This window comes from Amycolatopsis nalaikhensis, from assembly GCF_030264295.1.
Taxonomy (GTDB): domain Bacteria; phylum Actinomycetota; class Actinomycetes; order Mycobacteriales; family Pseudonocardiaceae; genus Amycolatopsis; species Amycolatopsis nalaikhensis.
Genome location: NZ_CP127173.1, coordinates 8,812,068 through 8,830,702, shown reverse-complemented (window position 1 = coordinate 8,830,702; position 18,635 = coordinate 8,812,068). Strand labels below are relative to the sequence as shown.

The window sequence follows — 18,635 nt, the reverse complement described above, 5'->3', positions numbered from 1 at the left end:
TCGCCCGCCCCTACGGTCGGCCGCTCGGGGTGGGCCGGGGGAGGGAGAACGGGTCGGTGAAACCACTGGAGCCCGGCGAGCCGCGCGCGTTCGGCGGCTACCGGGTGCTGGCCGAGCTGGGGCGCGGCGGGATGGGCCGGGTGCTGCTCGGCTGCGGGGACGGCGGGCGGCTGGTCGCGGTCAAGGTGATCCACCCGCACCTGCTGGCGGACGAGGGTTTCCGCAAGCGGTTCCGCCGCGAGGTGGAGGCGTCGCGCCGGGTTTCGGGCCCGCGCACGGCGGCCGTCGTCGACGCCGACCCCGACGCGCCGTCGCCGTGGCTGGCCTCGGAGTTCGTGCCCGGACCGTCGCTGCAGCGGGCCGTCGAGCTGACCGGGCCGCTGCCGCCGGAGGCCGCGCTGGGGCTGGCGTCCGGGCTGGCCGCCGCGCTGGCCGAGGTGCACGCGTCCGGGCTGGTGCACCGGGACCTGAGCCCCGCCAACGTGCTGCTCGCCGCGGACGGGCCCCGCGTCATCGACTACGGGATCGCGCGGGCCGCCGACGGCGAAGGCGTCAGCCGCCTCACCCGCACTGGCTGGCTGGTCGGCGTCCCCGACTTCATGGCACCCGAGCAGGCCGAGGGCGGGGAACCCACCGCGGCCGCGGACGTGTTCTCGCTCGGCTCGGTGCTCTACTTCGCGAGCACCGGGCGCGGCCCGTTCGCCGGGCGGTCCGCGCCGCAGGTCCTCTACAACGTCGTGCACGCCGAGCCCGGCCTCAGTGTGCTGCCGGACGAACTGCGGGACGTCGTGCGGCGCTGCCTGGCCAAGGCGCCCGGCGAGCGCCCGGACCCCGCCGAGCTGGTGGGGGACGCGGGCACCCCGGTGTGGCCGGACGCCGTGCGGGAGCTGATCGAGCGCGAGCACGCCGAGGCGGGCGAACTGCTCACCCCCGCCGAGCGCACCGCGCACTTCAAGAGCCCGACGCGGATCCTCGACCCCACCCTGGCCAGGTCGGGTGAGCAGCCCCGCCGCTTCGCCGGGACCGCGGTCGGCCTGGCGCTGACTGTCCTGGTGTTCGCCATCGTCCTGGCGGTCGCGCCCTGGCGTGACCAGAGCGAGTCGAGCTCGTCGGCGACGTCGTCCGAACCGACGCAGACCACCGCGTACGACGGCGATCCCGTCGCCGCGGTGTCCACTTCGGACGAAGAAACCACGGAACCGCCGACGACCTCGGCCGAGCCGGACGACGGGCCGTTCACCGCGTCCGTCGGCGACTGCTTCGCCGACGAGAACTCTTCCGGCGGGCGGTCGAACCTGCACCGCGACGACTGCGAGCCGGGCAACTTCAAGGTGCGCAAGCGTGCCGACGGCACGTCCGACACCCGAAGTGCGTGCGCCGGGGTCGACAGCGCGAACTGGCTCGTCTCCTGGGACGCCACGAGCGACCGCGACGCCATGGTGCTGTGCCTGGAATACCTCTACCGCGACGACGTCTTCACCGGCGAGGCGGGGCAGTGCGCCTACGGCAACCCCGACGCGTCCGGCTGGCACCTGGTCGACTGCGACCGGCACAACTTCGTGATCGAGCGGATCCTGCACGGGACCGACGACGCGAGCCGGTGCGGCAGCGACCCCGAGCTGCGGTACAAGCTGTCCCACCGCGAGTCGCGGCCCGCGCTGTCCGTGGTGGTGTGCCTGAGCTTCCGGTACGGCGACGACGGTTTCGCCGCGAAGAAGAACAACTGCGTCCGGCTCGCGGACTCGGGACACTTGCTGACGTTTTCCTCCTGCGCGAGCGCGAACTTCGTCGTGACGGGCTACACCCACGACCGCTACGACCCGGCGTTCTGCGGCCGCGACGGCAGCTACGGCTGGCACGACACGGCGGGCTGGGGCGAGTACCTGGACTACACCGTCTGCCTCCGGCGCCGCTGATCACCGCCCGCCGGGTTCGAGCACCGTCACGCGTTCGGCGTTGCGCCGGACCTCGGCACGGGAATACAGCAGGGGCACCGTTTCCCCGGCCTGCCAGCGCGCGGCGAGGTCCCGGTAGTGCGGGCTGCGCGGGTCGCCGGACTGGCCGGGCGTGTTGACGACGCGGGAGGCGTCCCAGCGGCCGACGTCCAGCACCATCCGGAAGGACGCGCCGACCACCTGCCGGTGCGAACCGGGGTCGTAGATCGAAGCGTCCACTGTGTACCAGTCGCCGCCGCGCGGGAACGGGCCGGTGTTCCACGCCGGGTCGCCGCGGACGGGGGAGAGCGGGTGGGCGAACGTCGTCGTCTGGACGCCGCCCCAGCGCCACGCCGCCGGGTCGGGACCGAGGTGGGCGGCCAGGTCCCGGTACGCCTCGCCGAGCGTCGAGAGCAGGAGCCGGTCGCGGGCGGCGGCGGAGCCGAACCACGGCTCCGGGTGCTCGACCGCCGACACGAGCACCGCGTTGTCCGGCACGTACACGTGCGGCAGCGCCTTGGGCGCGACCGCCTGGACGAACGCCGGGCCGAGGTACGCCGTCAGCCACGTCTCGAACAGCGTCCCCGCCGACGTTCCTTCGCTCAGGACGGCGTCCCAGCCGCGCAGGAGTCCCAGCGCGGCCGCGGAGTCCGCGTCCGTGCCCGACAGGCCCGCGAGCACCGCGGTCAGGCGCCGGGCGGGGATCGACAGCCGGTCCGCCTGCAGGGCCACGGAGTCGGCGACCGACGACTTCGGCCGAGCGGCCAGCACCTCGGTGATCCGCTCGTAGCGGGACGGGTTGCTCCACTCGTAACCCAGCCCCTCGACCGGGTAGCCCGCGGGCAGGTTGTACTGGTTGGCGCTGGCGACGTAGCCCTCGGGCGGGTCGACGCGCTCGGGCAGCGCGGCGCCGTCGACGAAGCCGTTCCATTCGTACCGGCCGTCACCCGGCACCGGCAGCAGCCCGTCGTAGCCGGTCCGCCGGGGTGCCCGGCCCACCGACACCAGGCCGATCGTGCCCGTCGTGTCGGCGTAGGCCAGGTTTTCCGCCGGGGCGCCCCACGCGCGGGCCTGGTCGGAGAACTCGCGGAACCCGCCCGCGCGCAGCAGGCGCAGGCTGCCGAGGTACCCGGCCGTGCCCGGCTCCAGCCACGCGGTGCGCACCGCGTACGCGCGGTTCTTCGCCGCGTCCACCCGGATGACCGGGCCGTGCCGGGTGAACGAGAGGGTGACTTCCCGCGGGGCTTCGCCGCGGACGGCGATCCGTTCGGTGGTCGTGCGCATCCGTTCCCAGCCGCCGCCGTAGCGGTAGCGGCCGGGGTCGGCCGGGTCGAGCTCGTAGACGTAGAGGTCTTCCTGGTCGATGGGGAAGACCGTGATGCCGAACGCCGCCGTGCCGTTGTGCCCGGCGGTGATCCCCGGCGCGGACGGGTCACCGGCGCCGATGACGTCGAGGCCCGGCGCCGAAAGGTGCGCGAGGTACCGGGTGGACGGCGCGTCCATCGAGCGGTGCGGGTCGTCGGCCAGGATCGGCCGCCCGGTGGTGGTGCGGCCCGGCCCGATGGCCCAGTTGTTGCTGCCCTCCGCCGAAACCGCGGGCGCGACGGCGACCCCGGTGCCGGTGAACCGCACGGGCGCGGTCGCCAGGCGGTAGGTGTCGAGCACGTCGGCGGGCAGCGAGCACGGGTCGAACCCGGACGGCACCTTCGTCTCGTGCGCCGGTTGCAGCCCGACGCGCACCCGGTCGGCGTCGATCCCGGCGGCGCACGCGACCTTCGCCCTGGCGACCTCGCTGGTGAGGTTCTGGGTCAGGGCGTGCGTGCGGATCCGCACGACGTCCTCGGGCGACCAGCGCGCGGGCCGGTAGCGGAGGAGCGCGAACTCGGGCGGCAGCGCCGACGGCGTGCGCTCGACCCAGTCGAGGTAGGCGTTGATCCCGGCGGCGAACCGCGTCGCGGCGGTCCGGCCTTCGGGCCCGTACACGGCCCACTCCGCGGCCATGTCGCCCCGGTACAGGAACAGCCGTGCGGCGCGGTCCTGCTCGGCGTAGGCGGGCCCGAGCACCTCGGCGAGGGTGCCCAGCCCGCGACGGCGGCCGAGGTCGAGCTGGAACAGCCGGTCGGCCGCGGCCGAAAAACCCTGGGCCAGGTAGGCGTCCGCCGCGCTGCCGGCGTAGATGTGCGGCACGCCCCACCGGTCGGTGACGACCTCGACGGGCCGGTCCAGCCCGGCGGCGGTCAGCACGGTCCGCGGTGCCGCCGCGGCGGCCGCCGGCGTGACGGTGGCGAGCAGCGACACCGCGACGGCCAGCAGCGGCCCCCGGCGCGTCTTCCCTCGGAGCACGGTTCCCCCTCGTGGATCGTGGAAGCCCACTCTCCCAAGGGAACCGTGGTCCGAGAACCCGAGAAAACCGCAGCCGGAGTAGGGGTCGCTAGGGGGTGGAGCGCCGTCGCGCGACGTGGTGCGCGACGGCGACGGCCGTGCTCCCGGCGACGAGGAACGCCGTCGCGGCGGGACTCAGGAACTTCGACAGGCTCGGCGCGGTGCTCGGCCCGGCGAGCCACAGCGTCATCGGCACGACGTAGAGGGCGGCGAGCGCGCCGGTCCACCAGCGGACGGCACGCAGACGGCGGTCGCGCAGGGTGCCGACCGCGACGACGGCGATCGGGATGCCGGACAGGAAGGCGAACCCACCCGCGACGAAGACGGGAACGGCCCAGGCCGCGACGAGGACGGACAGCGAGGTCTTGGCGGGACTGGCGGTGGTGGTCATGGTGGTCTCCGGTCTGGTCAGCGAGCCCGCGCGAGCGCTACCGGGCGCAGGTGCGCGCGGAGGTCAAGCAGCGCGCGTGGGAGCAGATCGCGACCGCGGGCGTCTCCGCGCTGTCGCTCAACGCGATCGCCAAGCAGCTCGGCATGAGCGGCCCGGCCCTGTACCGGTACTTCGCGAACCGCGACGAGCTGATCGCCGCGCTGATCCGCGACGCCTACCGAAGCCTCGCCGACACCGTGAAGGCGGCGCGCGACGCCGGGGCCGACGTCGCCGGGCTGGCCCGCGCCATCCGGGACTGGGCGCACGCCGATCCGCAGCGGTACTTCCTCATCTACGGCACGCCCGTCCCCGGCTACCGCGCGCCCGACGACACCACCGCGATCTCGTTCGAGGTCATGAGCGTGCTGCTCGACGCGTTCGCCGCCCGGTCACCGGAACCGGCGTCGAGGCCGTTCGAGGCGCACCTGTCCGGCCACCGCGCGTGGGCGGGGGAGCACCCGGCGCCACCCGCCGTGCTGCGGCGCGCCCTGACGTTCTGGACCCGGTTGCACGGCGTGCTGTCGCTCGAGCTGGCCGGGCACTTCGCCGGGATGGAGTTCGATCCCGGCCTGCTGATCGCCGACGAGCTGGCCGCCTTGCCGGAGCGGTGAACCCGGCGTCAAACGGTCCTTTGCGGACACCCGCCGCGCGTCACGATGCGCACGGCGACGGCCATCTGCTCCCGGCGGCGGTCCGGTCGCGCGCCGGACGACGCGGTGAACAGGTGCTCGGCCAGTTCGTCGGCGGTGACGCCGTGCTCGCGCCACCGGGACTCGATCCCATTGCGCCGCACCAAGTCCGCGATGGCCGCGACGACGTCGTGGTGAAGCCGCGCCGGAAGTTCGCCGGTCAGTTCCCGCAAGCCGGTGCTCGCCGGGCTGTCGTGGACGGCCGCGAGCGCGTCGGCGAGGCGGTCGGCCACCGTGCGGCCGCCGTCGGCGAGTGCGTTCAGGGCCGTCTCGCGCACTGATCCGGCCAGGTGCTCGACCACCGCGTCGAACAGCGCCTCCTTCGTCCGGAAATGCAGGTAGAGCCCCTGGCGGGACAGGCCCGCCGCGCGGGCGAGGTCGTCCATCGACGTCTTGCGGTAGCCGTAGCGCAGGAACACCCCGGTCGCCGCGTCGAGGATCGCCGCCGCCCGCTCGCCGGGTGGATTGACAGCCTTTGCCCACTTCGTCAACTGGACCTACTTTGTCCGACCGGCCGGTTGTCGTCGCAATTTTTCTGAGTCATGTCAGATTCTTGCATGTTGTCTCCCAGTTGTTGCATGCTCGTACCGCTCTGGCTCCCCTCCCTGCCGTCTCAAAGAAGAGAAGACGCCATGACACGCATGCGCCTGTCCCGGCTCGTCGCCGGTTTCCTCGCCGTGGGCCTCTCCGCCGCCGGGCTCTCCCTCGCCGCCGCCGCGGCCGGTCCACCGCCGGCCGCCACCGCCGCCCCACCCGGCCTCGCCGCCCTCGCGGAAGTGCCGCTGACCCGCACGGTTTCGGCGAGCAGCGCCTTGCCGGGCTACCCGGTCTCGAACGCCGTCGACGGCAACCAGGCCACCTACTGGGAGTCGGCGAACAACGCGTTCCCGCAGTGGATCCAGGCCGACCTCGGGTCGGTCAAGCCGCTCTCGCGGCTGGTGCTGAAGCTCCCCACCGGCTGGGAGGCCCGCACCCAGACCCTGACCGTGCGCGGCAGCACCGACGGCACGGCGTTCACCGACCTCGCCGCGGCGACCGGGTACGCCTTCGCGCCCAGCGCGAACACCGTCACGATCCCCGTGACGGCGTCGACCCGGTACGTCCGGCTCACCATCACGGCCAACACGCAGTGGCCCGCCGCGCAGCTGGCCGAGTTCGAGCTGTACGGCCCGGACTCCGGTGACACCCAGCCGCCGAGCGCGCCCGCGAACCTCACCCTGACCGAGCCCGGCTCCGGGCAGGTCGCGCTGAACTGGGCGGCCTCGACCGACGACGTCGGCGTCACCGGCTACACCGTCTACCGCGACGGTGCCGCCGTCACCACGGTCACCGGCACCACGTTCACCGAGGCCCGGCCCGCGGGCACGCGCGTCGAGTACTTCGTGCGCGCCAAGGACGCGGCGGGCCACGAGTCCGCCGACAGCAACCACGTCGTGCGCCAGGGCACCCAGGCCGGCCAGAACCTCGCCACCGGCAAGCCGATCGAAGCGTCGTCGTCGGCCTTCGACTTCGTCGCGGCCAAGGCAAACGACGGGAACACGAGCACCTACTGGGAGTCCGCCGCGGGCTACCCGAACTCGCTGACCGTGAAGCTGGGCGCGGACGCCGACCTCGACCAGGTCGTCGTCAAGCTGAACCCGGACCCGATCTGGGCCGCGCGGACGCAGACCTTCGAGGTCCTCGGCCGCGGCCAGGGCGCCACCGCGTTCACCTCGCTGAAGGCCGGTGCCGACTACCGCTTCGACCCGGCGGCCAACCAGAACACCGTGACCATCCCGGTGAGCGGCCGCGCCGCCGACGTGCGGCTGCAGTTCTCGGCCAACTCCGGCGCGCCCGGCGCGCAGGTCGCCGAGCTGCAGGTGTTCGGCACGCCCGCGCCGAACCCGGACCTGGTCGTCACCGGCACCACCTGGACCCCGGCCAGCCCGGACGAGACCAGCCAGGTCACCGTCGCGGCGACCGTGAAGAACGCGGGCACCGCGAACGCGGGCGCCACCACGGTGAACGTCAGCCTCGGCGGCACCGTCGCCGGTTCGGCGGCCGTCGCCCCGCTCGCCGCGGGCGCGTCCACCACGGTCACCGTGAACGCCGGGACGCGGCCGCAGGGCAGCTACGGCGTGTCCGCCACGGCCGACCCCACCGGCGTGGTGGCCGAGCAGGACGAAGCCAACAACACCTACACGTCGCCGACGCCGCTGGTGATCGCCCAGGCACCGGGACCGGACCTCGAGGTCACCGGCATCACGTCGAACCCGCCGAACCCGGCGGCCGGCACCGCGGTGTCGTTCACCGTCTCGGTCCACAACCGCGGCACCAGCGGCGCGGGCACCTCGGTGACGCGGCTGGCGGTCGGCGGCACGACGCTGACCGGCACCACGGGCGCGATCGCGGCGGGAGCCACGGCAGAGGTCGCCATCTCCGGCACGTGGACGGCCACCAGCGGCGGCGCGACCCTCACGGCCACCGCCGACGCCACCAACACCGTCGCGGAGACCAACGAGTCCAACAACGGGCTCTCGCGCTCGATCGTGGTGGGCCGCGGCGCGGCCGTGCCGTACACCGAGTACGAAGCGGAAAGCGCGCAGTACCAGGGCCAGCTGCTGGAGGCCGACCCGCTGCGCACGTTCGGGCACACGAACTTCGCGACCGAGTCCTCCGGCCGCAAGTCCGTGCGGCTGGCGAACCAGGGCCAATACGTCGAGTTCACCTCGGCGAACCAGGCGAACTCGATCGTCGTCCGGAACTCGGTGCCGGACGCACCGGGTGGCGGCGGCCAGGACTACACGCTCAGCCTGTACGTCAACGGCACGTTCGCGCAGAAGCTGACGCTGTCGTCGGTCCACAGCTGGCTCTACGGCACGACCGACGACCCCGAGGGCCTGACGAACACCCCGCAGGCGGACGCGCGGCGGCTCTTCGACGAGTCGCACGCCCTGCTGGCGCAGTCCTACCCGCCGGGCACGAAGTTCAAGCTGCAGCGCGACAGCGGCGACAACGCGTCCTTCTACGTGATCGACCTGGTCGACCTGGAGCAGGTCGCCCCCGCGCTGCCGAAGCCGGCGGAGTGCACGTCGATCACCGAGTACGGCGCGGTGCCGAACGACGGTGTCGACGACGCCCCGGCGATCCAGCGGGCGGTCACCGACGACCAGAACGGCAAGATCGCCTGCGTCTGGATCCCGGAAGGACAGTGGCGGCAGGAGGCGAAGATCCTCACCGACGACCCGACCGTGCCCAACGGCGGCGGCCAGTACAACCAGGTCGGCATCTCCAACGTGACGATCCGCGGGGCCGGCATGTGGCGCTCGCAGCTGTACTCGCTCATCCAGCCGCAGGACGCGAACACCATCAACCACCCGCACGAAGGCAACTTCGGCTTCGACATCGACAAGAACGTGCAGCTGTCCGACATCGCGATCTTCGGTTCCGGCCGGATCCGCGGCGGGGACGGCGGTGCCGAAGGCGGGGTCGGCCTCAACGGCCGGTTCGGCACCGGCACGAAGATCTCGAACGTCTGGATCGAGCACGCCAACGTCGGCGTGTGGGTCGGCCGCGACTACAGCAACAAGCCCGAGCTGTGGGGTCCGGCCGACGGGCTCGAGTTCAGCGGCATGCGCATCCGCGACACCTACGCCGACGGCATCAACTTCACCAACGGCACGCGGAACTCGAAGGTGTTCGACTCGGCGTTCCGCACCACCGGTGACGACTCGCTCGCGGTGTGGGCGAACCAGTACGTGAAGGACCCGTCGGTGGACATCGCGCACGACAACGTGTTCGCCAACAACACGATCCAGCTCCCGTGGCGCGCCAACGGCGTCGCGATCTACGGCGGCTACGGCAACCGGATCGAGAACAACCTGATCCACGACACGATGAACTACCCGGGGATCATGCTGGCGACCGACCACGACCCGCTGCCGTTCTCCGGCCAGACGGTGATCGCGAACAACGCCCTCTACCGCTGCGGCGGGGTCTTCTGGGGCGAGCAGCAGAAGTTCGGCGCGGTCACGTTCTTCGCGCAGGGCAAGGACATCACCGGGGTCACCCTGCGGGACACCGAGATCCACGATTCGACCTACGACGGCATCCAGTTCAAGACCGGTGGCGGGAACATGCCGAACGTGGCGATCACGAACGTCAAGATCGACAAGTCGAACAACGGCGCGGGCATCCTGGCGATGAGCGGCGCCCGCGGCAGCGCGACCTTGACGAACGTGACGATCTCGAACTCGGCGGCCGGTGACGTCGTCCGTGAACCCGGTTCGCAGTTCGTGATCAACGGCGCACCCGTCCCGGCCGTGGTCTCGACGGCCCGTCGCCCCGGGTAGCGGTGGCGGGCCGGGGATAACTCAAATGATCGATGACCGCCACGCCGCCGGTGGGTTAGCGTGGGGGCGGCCAGTCGTCGATGTTTTGGGAGGTCCGGATGGGACAGGAACACACGGCAGACAACCCGGCACCGGCCAGCGGCCTGCTGCTCAGCGTCGAGACGCTGACGACGGCCGTGGACCGCGGCAAGGCCAACGGCGCGGTGGCCGACAACGACGGCAACGACTAGGAACACCGCCGTCGTGACGGAGATCCCCGGACTGGCCGACCTCGTGGCACCCCTCGAGGTCGGCCAGTTCTTCGATGACGTGCTGGGCCGGGCACCGCGAAGGTTCACCGGCGAAAAGGGACGGTTCGCCGCCCTGCTCCCGTGGCGGGACCTCGACCGCGTGCTGCGGCAGCACCGCCTGGACTTCCCGCGGCTGCGCCTCGCCCGCGACGGCGAGGTCGTGCCCGCGCACACCTACACCGAGATGGTGCAGACGCGCCGCACCGGGCTGGTGCCCCGAGTGCTCTCGGCGCCCTTCTCGGAGCAATTGCGGGCCGGGGCGACCCTCGTGCTCGACTCGGTCAACGAGCTCGTCGACCCGGTCGGCGACCTCGCCGCGCGGCTGGAACACGAGCTGCGCGAACGCGTCCAGGTCAACCTCTACGCGGGGTGGGGGACCACGCACGGCTTCGACGTGCACTGGGACGACCACGACGCGTTCATCATCCAGCTCTCCGGCCGGAAGCGGTGGCGGCTGCACGGCGTCACCCGGCCGTCGCCGCTGCAGCGGGACGTCGAGCTGCCGCCGCGGCCGGAGGGTGAGCCCCTCGACGACTTCCTGCTCGAGGACGGTGACGTGCTGTACGTGCCGCGCGGGCACTGGCACGACGTCTCCGCGGTCGGGGAGGAGTCGCTGCACCTGACGATCGGGTTCAACGCGGCCACCGGCGTCGATCTGGTGGCGTGGCTCGCCGACCAGGTGCGCGCGGACGAGCTGTTCCGCGAGGACCTGCCGCGGTTCGCCGCGCCGGAGTACCGGACGAAACGGGCGGTCGAGCTGCGCCAGCGGGTCACCGAGCTGCTGACCGACGACCTGGTGGACCGGTTCCTCGCCGATCGCGACGCCCAGGCCCCGGCGCACCCGCGGATCGGCCTGCCGTGGTCGGCGACCGGCGACCTGCTGCCGCCGGGTGACGACTTCGCCGTCCGGCTGCTCACCCCGCGGGCCGCGCTCGAGGAGGGCGAAGGCACGGTCGCCCTGGTCGCGGCCGGGAAACGCCTGGTCTTCGCGGTCGCGGCGCGGCCGGTGCTGGCCGTGTTGCTCGGGGGCGCCCCGTGCTCGTTCGGGGCGCTGACCGAAGCCGCACCGACCCTCGACGGAGTGACGCTCCGGGCCCTGCTCGGCGAGTTGGTCACACAGGGGCTGCTCGCCCCCGCCTGAGTCAGGTACGCTTAGGCATGCCTAAGTCGAGCTCCGGAGCACCAGGGGGAGCTTGCGCCGGACACGAGGGTGCGGCGCCGGGGTGCGCCACGCTGACCCGAGCCCTCGGGGGTCCGCCCGCGGGCACCGCCGGGCACATGACGTCGTGGCTGCTCATCGAGCAGCCCGGCGCGTGGGCGCCGGACGCCCTCGAGACCGTGGTGGCCGAGGCCTTCCCCGATCACCTGCTCGACGCCGCCCGCCAGGCCGGGCTGCGCCCGCTGCTCATCCGCAAGCCGGGGCGCCACGCACGGGTGCCGGGCGCGCCGCGCACGGTGTTCGTCGCGAGCGGCCGCCCCGGCCGGCGCTGGCTCGAGCGGCTCGAGGTCACTGACCTCGCCGAGCTCGCGAACCTCGATCTGGAAGCCGTGGCCGCGGGCCGCGGCGGCCACGGCACCCCGGTGCCCGGCCCGCTGTTCCTGGTCTGCACGCACGGCAGCAAGGACATGTGCTGCGCGGTGTACGGGCGGCCGGTGGTGACCGGGCTGACCCAGAACCACCCGGGCCTGGTGTGGGAGGTGAGCCACGTCGGCGGCGACCGCTGGGCGGGCAACCTCCTGACGGTCCCGGACGGCTTCCTGCACGGCGGGCTCGGCGCGGCCGAGGCCGAGCTGGTGGCCAAGGAGGCGCTGGCCGGCAACGTCCGGCTGGAGCACCTGCGCGGCCGCACGTCGGCGGACAGCTCGTGGGAGCAGTTCGCGGAGATCGCGGTCCGGGGCCGCACCGGCTTGCGCGGCCTGGACGCGGTCGAGGCCGTCGCGAGCTACACCGACGGGGATACACGCAGAGTCGTGGTCGCGGCGGGGCGCCAGACGTACGAGGTGGTCCTGCGGCGGGTGCCGTCGGTGGCGTCCGGTGAGAGCCGCTGCTCGGCGCGCCTGGTGCTTTCGGGGTTCGCGGTGGAGTCGGTGCGCCTGGTCTCGACGCCGTCCCGCCTCGCCTCGTCCGCCTGAGGGTCCACATCGGACCATTCGGGTGCGGGTACCGGCTTCCGCCCGGCCGAACGGCATCGGGCGACCGGCCCAGCGTTCTTGCGCGCGAAATCGGCGGCCTCCTACAGTGATCCTCCCGGTCCCCGGCGGGAGGAAGCGTTGTGCACCACTACATCCACTCGAGGCGGCGCTCGATCACCTTCAACGGCAGGACGATCGTGATCAGTGCCGCGCTGCGGGAAGGCACGTTCGGCAACAACACGCGGAACTCGTTCGCGGTCTCGCGGGTCAAGGGGGTCAGCAACGTCGAACCGGGCGTGACCCGGCCCGGCCGGCTGCACTTCGACGTCGACGGCGGCTCGGGCGCGGTCCTCGAAAACCCGGCGGGCGGCGGCGACAAGATCGACATGACCACGTTCTGCTACAACGCCATCGACCGCGGGCAGGTCCGGAGACTGGTGGCCGACATCAAGGCGGCGCTGGCCGCGAAGTAGCCCGATGGACGCGATCGGCTTGCACAGCATCAACCCGTGGGAAGTCGCTTTTCTGCGGGAGGAGGTGGGCGGCTACTTCGCCGCCGGGATCGAGCTGGCGCCCGGTGCCACGGTCCTCGACGTCGGGGCCAACGTCGGCGTGTTCTCCGCCGCCGTCTTCGAACGGCTCGACGGCGACGTCCGGATCTTCGCGTTCGAGCCGCTGCCGCCGCTGTTCGCAACCCTGGACCGCAACGCCCGCGAGTTCTTCGGCGGACGGCTGACCGCGTTGCCGTTCGGCCTGGCGGCCGCGCCGGACGAACTCGACTTCAGCTACTTCCCGGGCGCGACCATCTTTTCGTCGTCGTGGCGCAACGAGGGCACCGTCGAAGCCGAGCGGCGCCGGGTCACCGCGAGCGTGGTGGAGATGATCCGCGGGGGCGGGCTGGGCCCGGCGTTGCGGCGCATCCCCGCGCCGGTGCTGCGCGGCCTGGTCGGCCGCAAGCTGCGGGTGCTGCGGCAGCTCGAGACGCACCGCGTCGCGGTCCGGCCGCTGTCGCCCGTGCTCGACGAACACGGCATCGACCGGATCGACCTGCTCAAGGTCGACGTCGAAGGCGCCGAGCTGGACGTGCTGCGCGGCCTCGACGACCGGCACTGGCCGCTGGTCCGCCAGGCGGTCGTCGAGGTCGAGGGCTGGCAGCGGAACCGCGACGCCGTCCGCGAGGTCTTCGCGGCCCGCGGGTTCACGGTCGACGCGCGCCAGGACGCCGTCCAGCGGGCCGCGGACATCGGGATGGTGTTCGCGACGCGCTAGGACCGGTACCCGAGCCAGTCGAGGTTGATCGAGCCGTTGTCGCCCGGCTCGTACGACAGGGTCACCACCGGGTCGCGGCCGCTCAGCGGCACGTCGGTGAACGTCGCCGTGCCCCAGGCGTCCCAGCTGTCGGAAACCTTCGGGAAGCTCACCTGCCGCACCCGCTCGCCGTTGACCGACAGCGTCATCGTGCGGGTGTCGTTGTTGGCGTTGGCGTACCGGACCGTGAGCGTGCCGGACTCGGCGCCGGTCGACGTCCGGTGCGCGGTGAACGACGACGACGCGCCCTGCGCCCAGAGCCCGTCGAGGAACGCGCGGCCCGAGTACCCCGTGTGGTTCACGTTCGTCTTCGCGCCGCCGGTGTTGCGGGCGTCTTCCGCCTCGAGGTGCGCCGGGTCGGGGCAGCCCTCTACGGTGCCCGCCGTGTCCGCGCAGCGGTCCAGCGCGTCGGTCACGCCGTCGCCGTCGCGGTCGGCCGGGGCCGCCCCGGTGAGCGTGATGTCGATGGTGTGCGTGCCGGTCAGCGTGGCCGGGACGGAGTTGCCGGGCGCGGGCCTGCCGTCGATCGAGAAGGACCGGACCCGGGTGCCCGCCCCGTGCAGCGCGATCGTCAGGTTCGCGCCGCGGTAATGCAGGTTGCGCAGGGTCGCGTCGCCCCAGCCCGCCGGGAGGCGGGGCGTGAACGCCAGCCCGCGGTCGGTGAAGCCCAGCCCGAACAGTCCGGTGTGGACCATGTCGAGGAACGCCGTCGCCGACCAGGTCTGGTCGGGCTCGGACCCCCAGTGGAACTTCACGGTGTCGCCCAGCCGCTGGTACCCGCCGTCGACGACGCCGGTGTTCCCGTTGTAGATCTCCCAGAATCCGCTGTTGCCCCCGGCGAGCTTCGCCAGCCGGGCCGTCTCCGCCGCGAACGCGTTCTCGTCATCCTGCTGCGCCAGCGCTTTGGCCCACAGGCCCTGCACGAGCGGCCAGACGATCGCGTTGTGCCGTCCGGGCTGCGCGTCGGAGTAGCGGTCCCAGTTCGGGAAGGTGTCGGGCATGCCCCACGTCATCTCGTGGGCGTTGGCCAGGATCGACCGGGCCTGCGCCGGGTTCGCGACGCCGAACAGGATCGCGAATGCCAGCCCGGAGCCCTCCTGGTAGGCGCCGCGGGAGCCGTCGGCGAGCAGCTGGTAGTCGTAGCGGCCGGTGGCCGGGTTCCAGAAGTGCCGGTTGATCGCGGCCTTCAGCGCGGTGGCCTTCGCCCGGAACCCGGCGGCTTCCGCGCCCGGCCGGTGCAGCTGCTCGGCCATGTTCGCGGCGTTCACGTACGCGGCGTAGTAAAGCTCGTTGGTGCTCAAGTACATCCCGCTCGCCACACCCGGCCACGGCATGCTGCCGGTGCTGACCGACTCGGTCGCGTCGGCGGGCGGCGCGGGGTACCCGGCGATGCCGTCGTTGAAGAACGACGCGCCGGTGAACAGCCCGTAGGTGGCGTTGTACCCGGCGGTGGTGGCGTGCTCGCGGATCGTCAGCGTGTCCGCGGCCGTGCGGTAGGCGGTGTCGAGGAACGTCCGGTCGCCGGTGACGAGGTAGTGGTGCCACGCGGCGGTCACCCAGACGACCTGGTCCCACTGCTGGTCGTCCTGCTGGACGCGCGGGGCGCCGGTGGCGTCCTCGTCGACCACGGCCCACAGGGTGTTCCGCGCGAGCGCCGGGTCGAGCAGGCTCGTGGCGTTCCAGCTGTTGATCGACGCGTCGCGCGTCCACGGCTGGGCGTAACCGCCGCCCGCGCGCACGATGCCGACCGCGGGGTCGAGCAGGCCGGTCTTGTCGTAGCGCGGGTCGTAGGCGATCGTGTTGGTGCGCAGCAGGTTGCCGAGGGCCGCGGTGTACGCCGTGCCGAGCAGGGCTTGGCTTTCCGGGTTCGCGAACTCGAGGGTGGGCGGCGCGGGAGCGCCGTCGGCCAAGCCCGCCCCGGCCACGACGCCGCCGGCGACCGCCACGGCGAGGACCAGCGAAGCGGTGCGGGACCGTTTCCTCATCGCGCGTACCCCTTTCAGTGCCGTCAGACCGGAGACAGTGCACCACGGAAAGTCGGCTTTTCCCTGGGAACACGGCATTTCTGTCCGTTTCTGTCCGGCGGCGGCGGGGCCGTCACGGTCCGGTAAAGACCGTTGTGCCCGGTCGCACCGTGTGATCGGGTGACGGAACCCGGTCGCGTTCGGTGAGGAGGGCCCGGTGCCGTTCTTCGTCTCGCGGCTGTTCGCCCGCTGGGTGCTGCACCGGGGCTGGGCGCTGCCGGTCGCGGTCGTGACCGTCGTGTTCGCGACGAGCTGGCCGCTGATGGCGCTGGCCGAGCCGGCGGGCAGCGAGCTGGTCCGGCCGGGCACGTACTGGTGGTACTTCGTCGTCACGGCCGCCACGGTCGGTTACGGCGACTTCTCGCCCGAGACCGTCGCGGGGCGGTTCGTGGGCGGCTACGTGATCGTCGGCGGCATCGCCACGCTCACGACGGTGTTCACCAAGCTCGCGGGCCGGCTGGAGCAGGCGAAGGGACGGCGGATGCAGGGGACGGAGCCGGTGCGGTCGGCCGGGCACACGGTGCTGATCGGGTACACGGCCGGGCGGACCGAACGGATCGTGGCCCAGCTCGTCGCCGACGGCGTGACCGCGCTGGTCCTCTGCGCCGGCGAGGAGGTGCCGGAGCACCCGATGCCCGGCGGGCCGGTGCGGTTCGTCCGCGGTGACCCGACCGCGGCCGACGTCCTGGCCAGGGCGGGCGTGCCGCGCGCCGCCGCCGTCCTGGTGGACATGGCCGACGACAACGCGGCGCTGGCCGTCGCGGTCACCGTGGACCACGCCAACCCGGCGGCGCACGTCGTGGTGACCCTGCGGGACCTCGAGCGGGCCGAGCTGGTGCGCTACGTCGACCCGCGGATCCGCTGCGTGCAGTGGCACGTGCCGCGGATGGTCAGCGAGGAGCTGACCTCGCCGGGCATCGCCGAGGTCTACGCGGAGCTGATGACCGCGGGCGGCGCCGACACGTTCTCGGTGACGCTGCCCGAGTCACTGGGGCGGCTCCCCGCCGAGCGCTGCCGGCTGGCGCTCGGGCGGGCGTTCGGCGCGACGGTGCTGGCCGTGCGCACGGGCGCCGACCTGGTGGTGAACCCCGCGTGGGACGCGGAGCTCGCGGCCGGCGCGGTGCTGTACTACGTCGGCCCGAAGCGGCTCACCGGCGCCGAGGTCGAGACGGCCCTGCGAGCGGCCTGAGCAGCGGCGTCCCGCGGACCGTGGATGATAAGGTCGGTTTGTCCGGATCCCGGCCGTGTGCCGCGTCACTGGCCGAGCCGGGCGGAGTGTTCCATACTGCACCGATGTCGCGAAGGAACTCGGAGGTCGCGCGGTGAGTCCCCGCGAGGGGCCGTCCCGCCCGAAGTTCGGCCGGATCGACCCGTATTGCCTGATGGCCGTGCTGCCCGTGCTGCTCGTCGCCGGGATCCTCGGCGCGCTGGTCAACGTGGCGCTCGGGCTCGGCTGCGCCGTCTTCGCGGGGTTGATCCTGCTCTTCGACTCCTGGGCGAACCGTCCCGCTCGCGCGCCCCGCGAGCCGGAGCCCGAGGCTCCCGCACGGGCTCCGCGCCCGGCGCAGGGCCGCCCGCCGCGCCCGGCGGACCGCGGGCCGGCCCGGCGTCCGGGCCCGCCGCCGCCCCGGCAGCAGCAGGGCCAGCGCCCCGTCCGCCAGGCTCCGCGCGGCGCGCCCTACCGCTGACCCTCCGGTCCGGAGTGGACGCTCCCGGCGTCGTCCCGCGCCGCCGGGGGCAGGAACCCGTGTTCGGACAGGTCGAACCAGTTGCCCTCGGGGTCGATCGCCCGGTACTCGGCGAACGGCCGGTCCCCGCCGCGCAGCACCGGCCGCGGGACCCCCGCTTCGGCCAGGGATTCGGCCACCGGGGCCACCGCCGGGACGTCGAAGCCGAAGTGGTTGAACCCGGTCGGGACGTCGCCGCTCAGCTGCTGCTGGATGAGGGCCAGGTTGAGGTACCCGTCGGTGACGAAGTGGCTGCCGTCCGGGTCGGTGTGGAACAGCTCCATGCCGAAGTGCGTGCGGTAGAACTCGGCCATGCGCCGCGCGTCCCGCACGACGAAGGCGAGGTGGCGGAGCCGGGGGCGGGTCATGCGGCGGGTCCTTTCGGGATCATGTTGTGGAAGGCGGCGATCTCGGGCGCTCCGGCGTGCCGGACCACGGCTTGGGCGTGCGTCACGACTCCGGCGGGGTGGATCTCCGACATCGCGTGCACCAGGGAAAGCTCCGGCGTCAACGGCCGCACCAGCGTCACGGTCGCGCTCAGCGTCGTCCCGCGGTAAGCCGTCTCGAAGAGCCGCGCGTGCCCGGCTTCTACCGCGTCGCGGCCGAGGAGGGCTTCGCCGCGGACGTTCACGAAATCGACGTCGGCGGCGAAGACGGAAGCGAAAAGTGCGGCGTCGCCCGCGTTCCAGCCCGCCGCCATCGTCCGCCACAGTGCGTGGATCACGCTTCCCCCAGTTCCGCGCGGAAGGGCAGCGGCGCGCAGTCGCCGTCCCACGCCGCCAGTGAGTAGTAGAACCGGCCGTCCCGGCGTTCGAGGTAGCAGACGACGTTCAGCGGCCAGCCCGCGCCGCGGAACACGTATTCGTCCATCGGCGTCGGGCGTTCGCTGAGCGGGCGGTCGCGTTCGCAGTCCGGCCCGAGCCGGTGCCAGTCCGGGTGCAGGTGGATGGAGCCGAGCACGTCGAGGCCGCGCGCTTCGGCTGCGCGGGCCACGCGCAGCAGGTCGGCGGGCTCGAACCACCAGGCGCGGACCGGGTTTTCGTAGGCGGACCCGAACCGCGGGACGATCGCCGTCGCGAACTCCGCGCGGGCGCCCGGGTCGGTCGTGCGCGCGTTGCGGCCGAAGGCGAGGTCCGCCACCACCGTCGCGTCCGGCGTGACCGTGCCGAGCAGCACCGCGAAGCACGGTCTCGGTTCGTCGGGGGTGATGCGGGAGTATTCGGCGGCGGCCGCGTCGAGGAACCGGCGGAGCACGGAATCGGGGAACAGCACGGGAAGGGCCGACTTCCCGCTCACCGGAACGGAAACCAGAACTGTCACGCGGGGGAACGTAACCGCGCGCCGGGCCGCGCGGCCATCGTCGTCACGGGACCGGCCCTATTGCAGG

General features: G+C 72.9%; 17 protein-coding genes. 10 read left to right on the top strand and 7 right to left on the bottom strand.

Annotation, left to right across the window (positions count from 1 at the left end; genetic code table 11):
* Nucleotides 1-56: 56 nt before the first annotated feature.
* A complete protein-coding gene (locus QP939_RS42810) occupies nucleotides 57-1,916 on the top strand; it encodes a serine/threonine protein kinase (protein WP_285452459.1) in 1,860 nt (619 codons plus the stop codon).
* Here the strand turns inward: QP939_RS42810 and QP939_RS42805 are convergent, their stop codons facing one another.
* Both QP939_RS42805 and QP939_RS42800 read right to left on the bottom strand, forming a co-directional pair.
* Nucleotides 1,917-4,277, bottom strand: a complete 2,361-nt coding sequence (locus tag QP939_RS42805; RefSeq protein ID WP_285452457.1) for a penicillin acylase family protein — start codon at nucleotides 4,275-4,277, stop codon at nucleotides 1,917-1,919. It lies immediately after the preceding gene.
* 88 nt (nucleotides 4,278-4,365) lie between these two features.
* Entirely contained in the window at nucleotides 4,366-4,707 is a 342-nt protein-coding gene (locus QP939_RS42800; RefSeq protein WP_285452455.1) for a hypothetical protein, read from the bottom strand.
* Nucleotides 4,708-4,757: 50 nt separating this feature from the next.
* On the opposite strand from QP939_RS42800, the gene QP939_RS42795 reads away from it, so the two are divergent.
* Entirely contained in the window at nucleotides 4,758-5,357 is a 600-nt protein-coding gene (locus QP939_RS42795) for a TetR/AcrR family transcriptional regulator (protein WP_285452453.1), read from the top strand.
* 8 nt (nucleotides 5,358-5,365) lie between these two features.
* Here the strand turns inward: QP939_RS42795 and QP939_RS42790 are convergent, their stop codons facing one another.
* Nucleotides 5,366-5,926, bottom strand: coding sequence for a TetR/AcrR family transcriptional regulator (locus tag QP939_RS42790; protein WP_285452451.1), 561 nt, complete (start codon nucleotides 5,924-5,926; stop codon nucleotides 5,366-5,368).
* Between the two features lie 141 nt (nucleotides 5,927-6,067).
* Between QP939_RS42790 and QP939_RS42785 the strand changes: the two genes are divergently transcribed.
* From QP939_RS42785 to QP939_RS42760, 6 genes are all read left to right on the top strand, one after another.
* Nucleotides 6,068-9,766, top strand: coding sequence for a CARDB domain-containing protein (locus QP939_RS42785; protein ID WP_285452449.1), 3,699 nt, complete (start codon nucleotides 6,068-6,070; stop codon nucleotides 9,764-9,766).
* A gap of 98 nt (nucleotides 9,767-9,864) precedes the next feature.
* Complete coding sequence (locus tag QP939_RS42780; RefSeq protein WP_285452447.1) at nucleotides 9,865-9,996, top strand: hypothetical protein; 132 nt, start codon at nucleotides 9,865-9,867, stop codon at nucleotides 9,994-9,996.
* Between the two features lie 13 nt (nucleotides 9,997-10,009).
* The gene (locus tag QP939_RS42775; RefSeq protein ID WP_285452445.1) at nucleotides 10,010-11,197 is read left to right on the top strand and encodes a cupin domain-containing protein; all 1,188 of its coding nucleotides are present in this window, start codon (nucleotides 10,010-10,012) and stop codon (nucleotides 11,195-11,197) included.
* A gap of 137 nt (nucleotides 11,198-11,334) precedes the next feature.
* On the top strand, nucleotides 11,335-12,189 hold the full coding sequence (locus QP939_RS42770; protein ID WP_285452443.1) for a ferredoxin family protein: 855 nt from the start codon (nucleotides 11,335-11,337) through the stop codon (nucleotides 12,187-12,189).
* 140 nt (nucleotides 12,190-12,329) lie between these two features.
* Nucleotides 12,330-12,662, top strand: a complete 333-nt coding sequence (locus QP939_RS42765) for a hypothetical protein (RefSeq protein ID WP_285452441.1) — start codon at nucleotides 12,330-12,332, stop codon at nucleotides 12,660-12,662.
* 4 nt (nucleotides 12,663-12,666) lie between these two features.
* Entirely contained in the window at nucleotides 12,667-13,458 is a 792-nt protein-coding gene (locus QP939_RS42760; protein ID WP_285452439.1) for an FkbM family methyltransferase, read from the top strand.
* Here the strand turns inward: QP939_RS42760 and QP939_RS42755 are convergent.
* Nucleotides 13,455-15,482, bottom strand: coding sequence for a glycosyl hydrolase family 65 domain-containing protein (locus QP939_RS42755; protein WP_285452437.1), 2,028 nt, complete (start codon nucleotides 15,480-15,482; stop codon nucleotides 13,455-13,457). The two genes, QP939_RS42760 and QP939_RS42755, sit on opposite strands and share 4 nt — an antisense overlap.
* A gap of 196 nt (nucleotides 15,483-15,678) precedes the next feature.
* On the opposite strand from QP939_RS42755, the gene QP939_RS42750 reads away from it, so the two are divergent.
* Both QP939_RS42750 and QP939_RS42745 read left to right on the top strand, forming a co-directional pair.
* On the top strand, nucleotides 15,679-16,710 hold the full coding sequence (locus QP939_RS42750) for an ion channel (protein ID WP_285452435.1): 1,032 nt from the start codon (nucleotides 15,679-15,681) through the stop codon (nucleotides 16,708-16,710).
* A 133-nt stretch (nucleotides 16,711-16,843) separates the two neighbouring features.
* Complete coding sequence (locus QP939_RS42745; RefSeq protein ID WP_285452433.1) at nucleotides 16,844-17,209, top strand: hypothetical protein; 366 nt, start codon at nucleotides 16,844-16,846, stop codon at nucleotides 17,207-17,209.
* Here QP939_RS42745 and QP939_RS42740 read toward each other — a convergent pair.
* The 3 genes from QP939_RS42740 to QP939_RS42730 are packed head-to-tail and all read right to left on the bottom strand — an operon-like array spanning nucleotide 17,200 to nucleotide 18,568.
* Entirely contained in the window at nucleotides 17,200-17,616 is a 417-nt protein-coding gene (locus QP939_RS42740) for a VOC family protein (RefSeq protein ID WP_285452431.1), read from the bottom strand. The two genes, QP939_RS42745 and QP939_RS42740, sit on opposite strands and share 10 nt — an antisense overlap.
* Nucleotides 17,613-17,972, bottom strand: coding sequence for an SgcJ/EcaC family oxidoreductase (locus tag QP939_RS42735; protein ID WP_285452429.1), 360 nt, complete (start codon nucleotides 17,970-17,972; stop codon nucleotides 17,613-17,615). The genes QP939_RS42740 and QP939_RS42735 overlap by 4 nt, the downstream gene beginning before the upstream one ends.
* Nucleotides 17,969-18,568 carry a hypothetical protein gene (locus QP939_RS42730; protein WP_285452427.1) on the bottom strand — a complete coding sequence of 200 codons (600 nt, stop codon included), beginning with the start codon at nucleotides 18,566-18,568 and terminating at the stop codon, nucleotides 17,969-17,971. Before QP939_RS42730 ends, QP939_RS42735 begins: the two co-directional genes overlap by 4 nt.
* Nucleotides 18,569-18,635 lie beyond the last annotated feature (67 nt).

Excerpts from the sequence above, each read along its gene's own strand:
- QP939_RS42740 (WP_285452431.1), bottom strand. The coding sequence starts at position 17,616 with ATGACCCGCCCCCGGCTCCGCCACCTCGCCTTCGTCGTGCGGGACGCG.
- QP939_RS42760 (WP_285452439.1), top strand. The coding sequence starts at position 12,667 with ATGGACGCGATCGGCTTGCACAGCATCAACCCGTGGGAAGTCGCTTTT.
- QP939_RS42785 (WP_285452449.1), top strand. The coding sequence starts at position 6,068 with ATGACACGCATGCGCCTGTCCCGGCTCGTCGCCGGTTTCCTCGCCGTG.
- QP939_RS42780 (WP_285452447.1), top strand. The coding sequence starts at position 9,865 with ATGGGACAGGAACACACGGCAGACAACCCGGCACCGGCCAGCGGCCTG.
- QP939_RS42770 (WP_285452443.1), top strand. The coding sequence starts at position 11,335 with ATGACGTCGTGGCTGCTCATCGAGCAGCCCGGCGCGTGGGCGCCGGAC.
- QP939_RS42800 (WP_285452455.1), bottom strand. The coding sequence starts at position 4,707 with ATGACCACCACCGCCAGTCCCGCCAAGACCTCGCTGTCCGTCCTCGTC.
- QP939_RS42755 (WP_285452437.1), bottom strand. The coding sequence starts at position 15,482 with ATGAGGAAACGGTCCCGCACCGCTTCGCTGGTCCTCGCCGTGGCGGTC.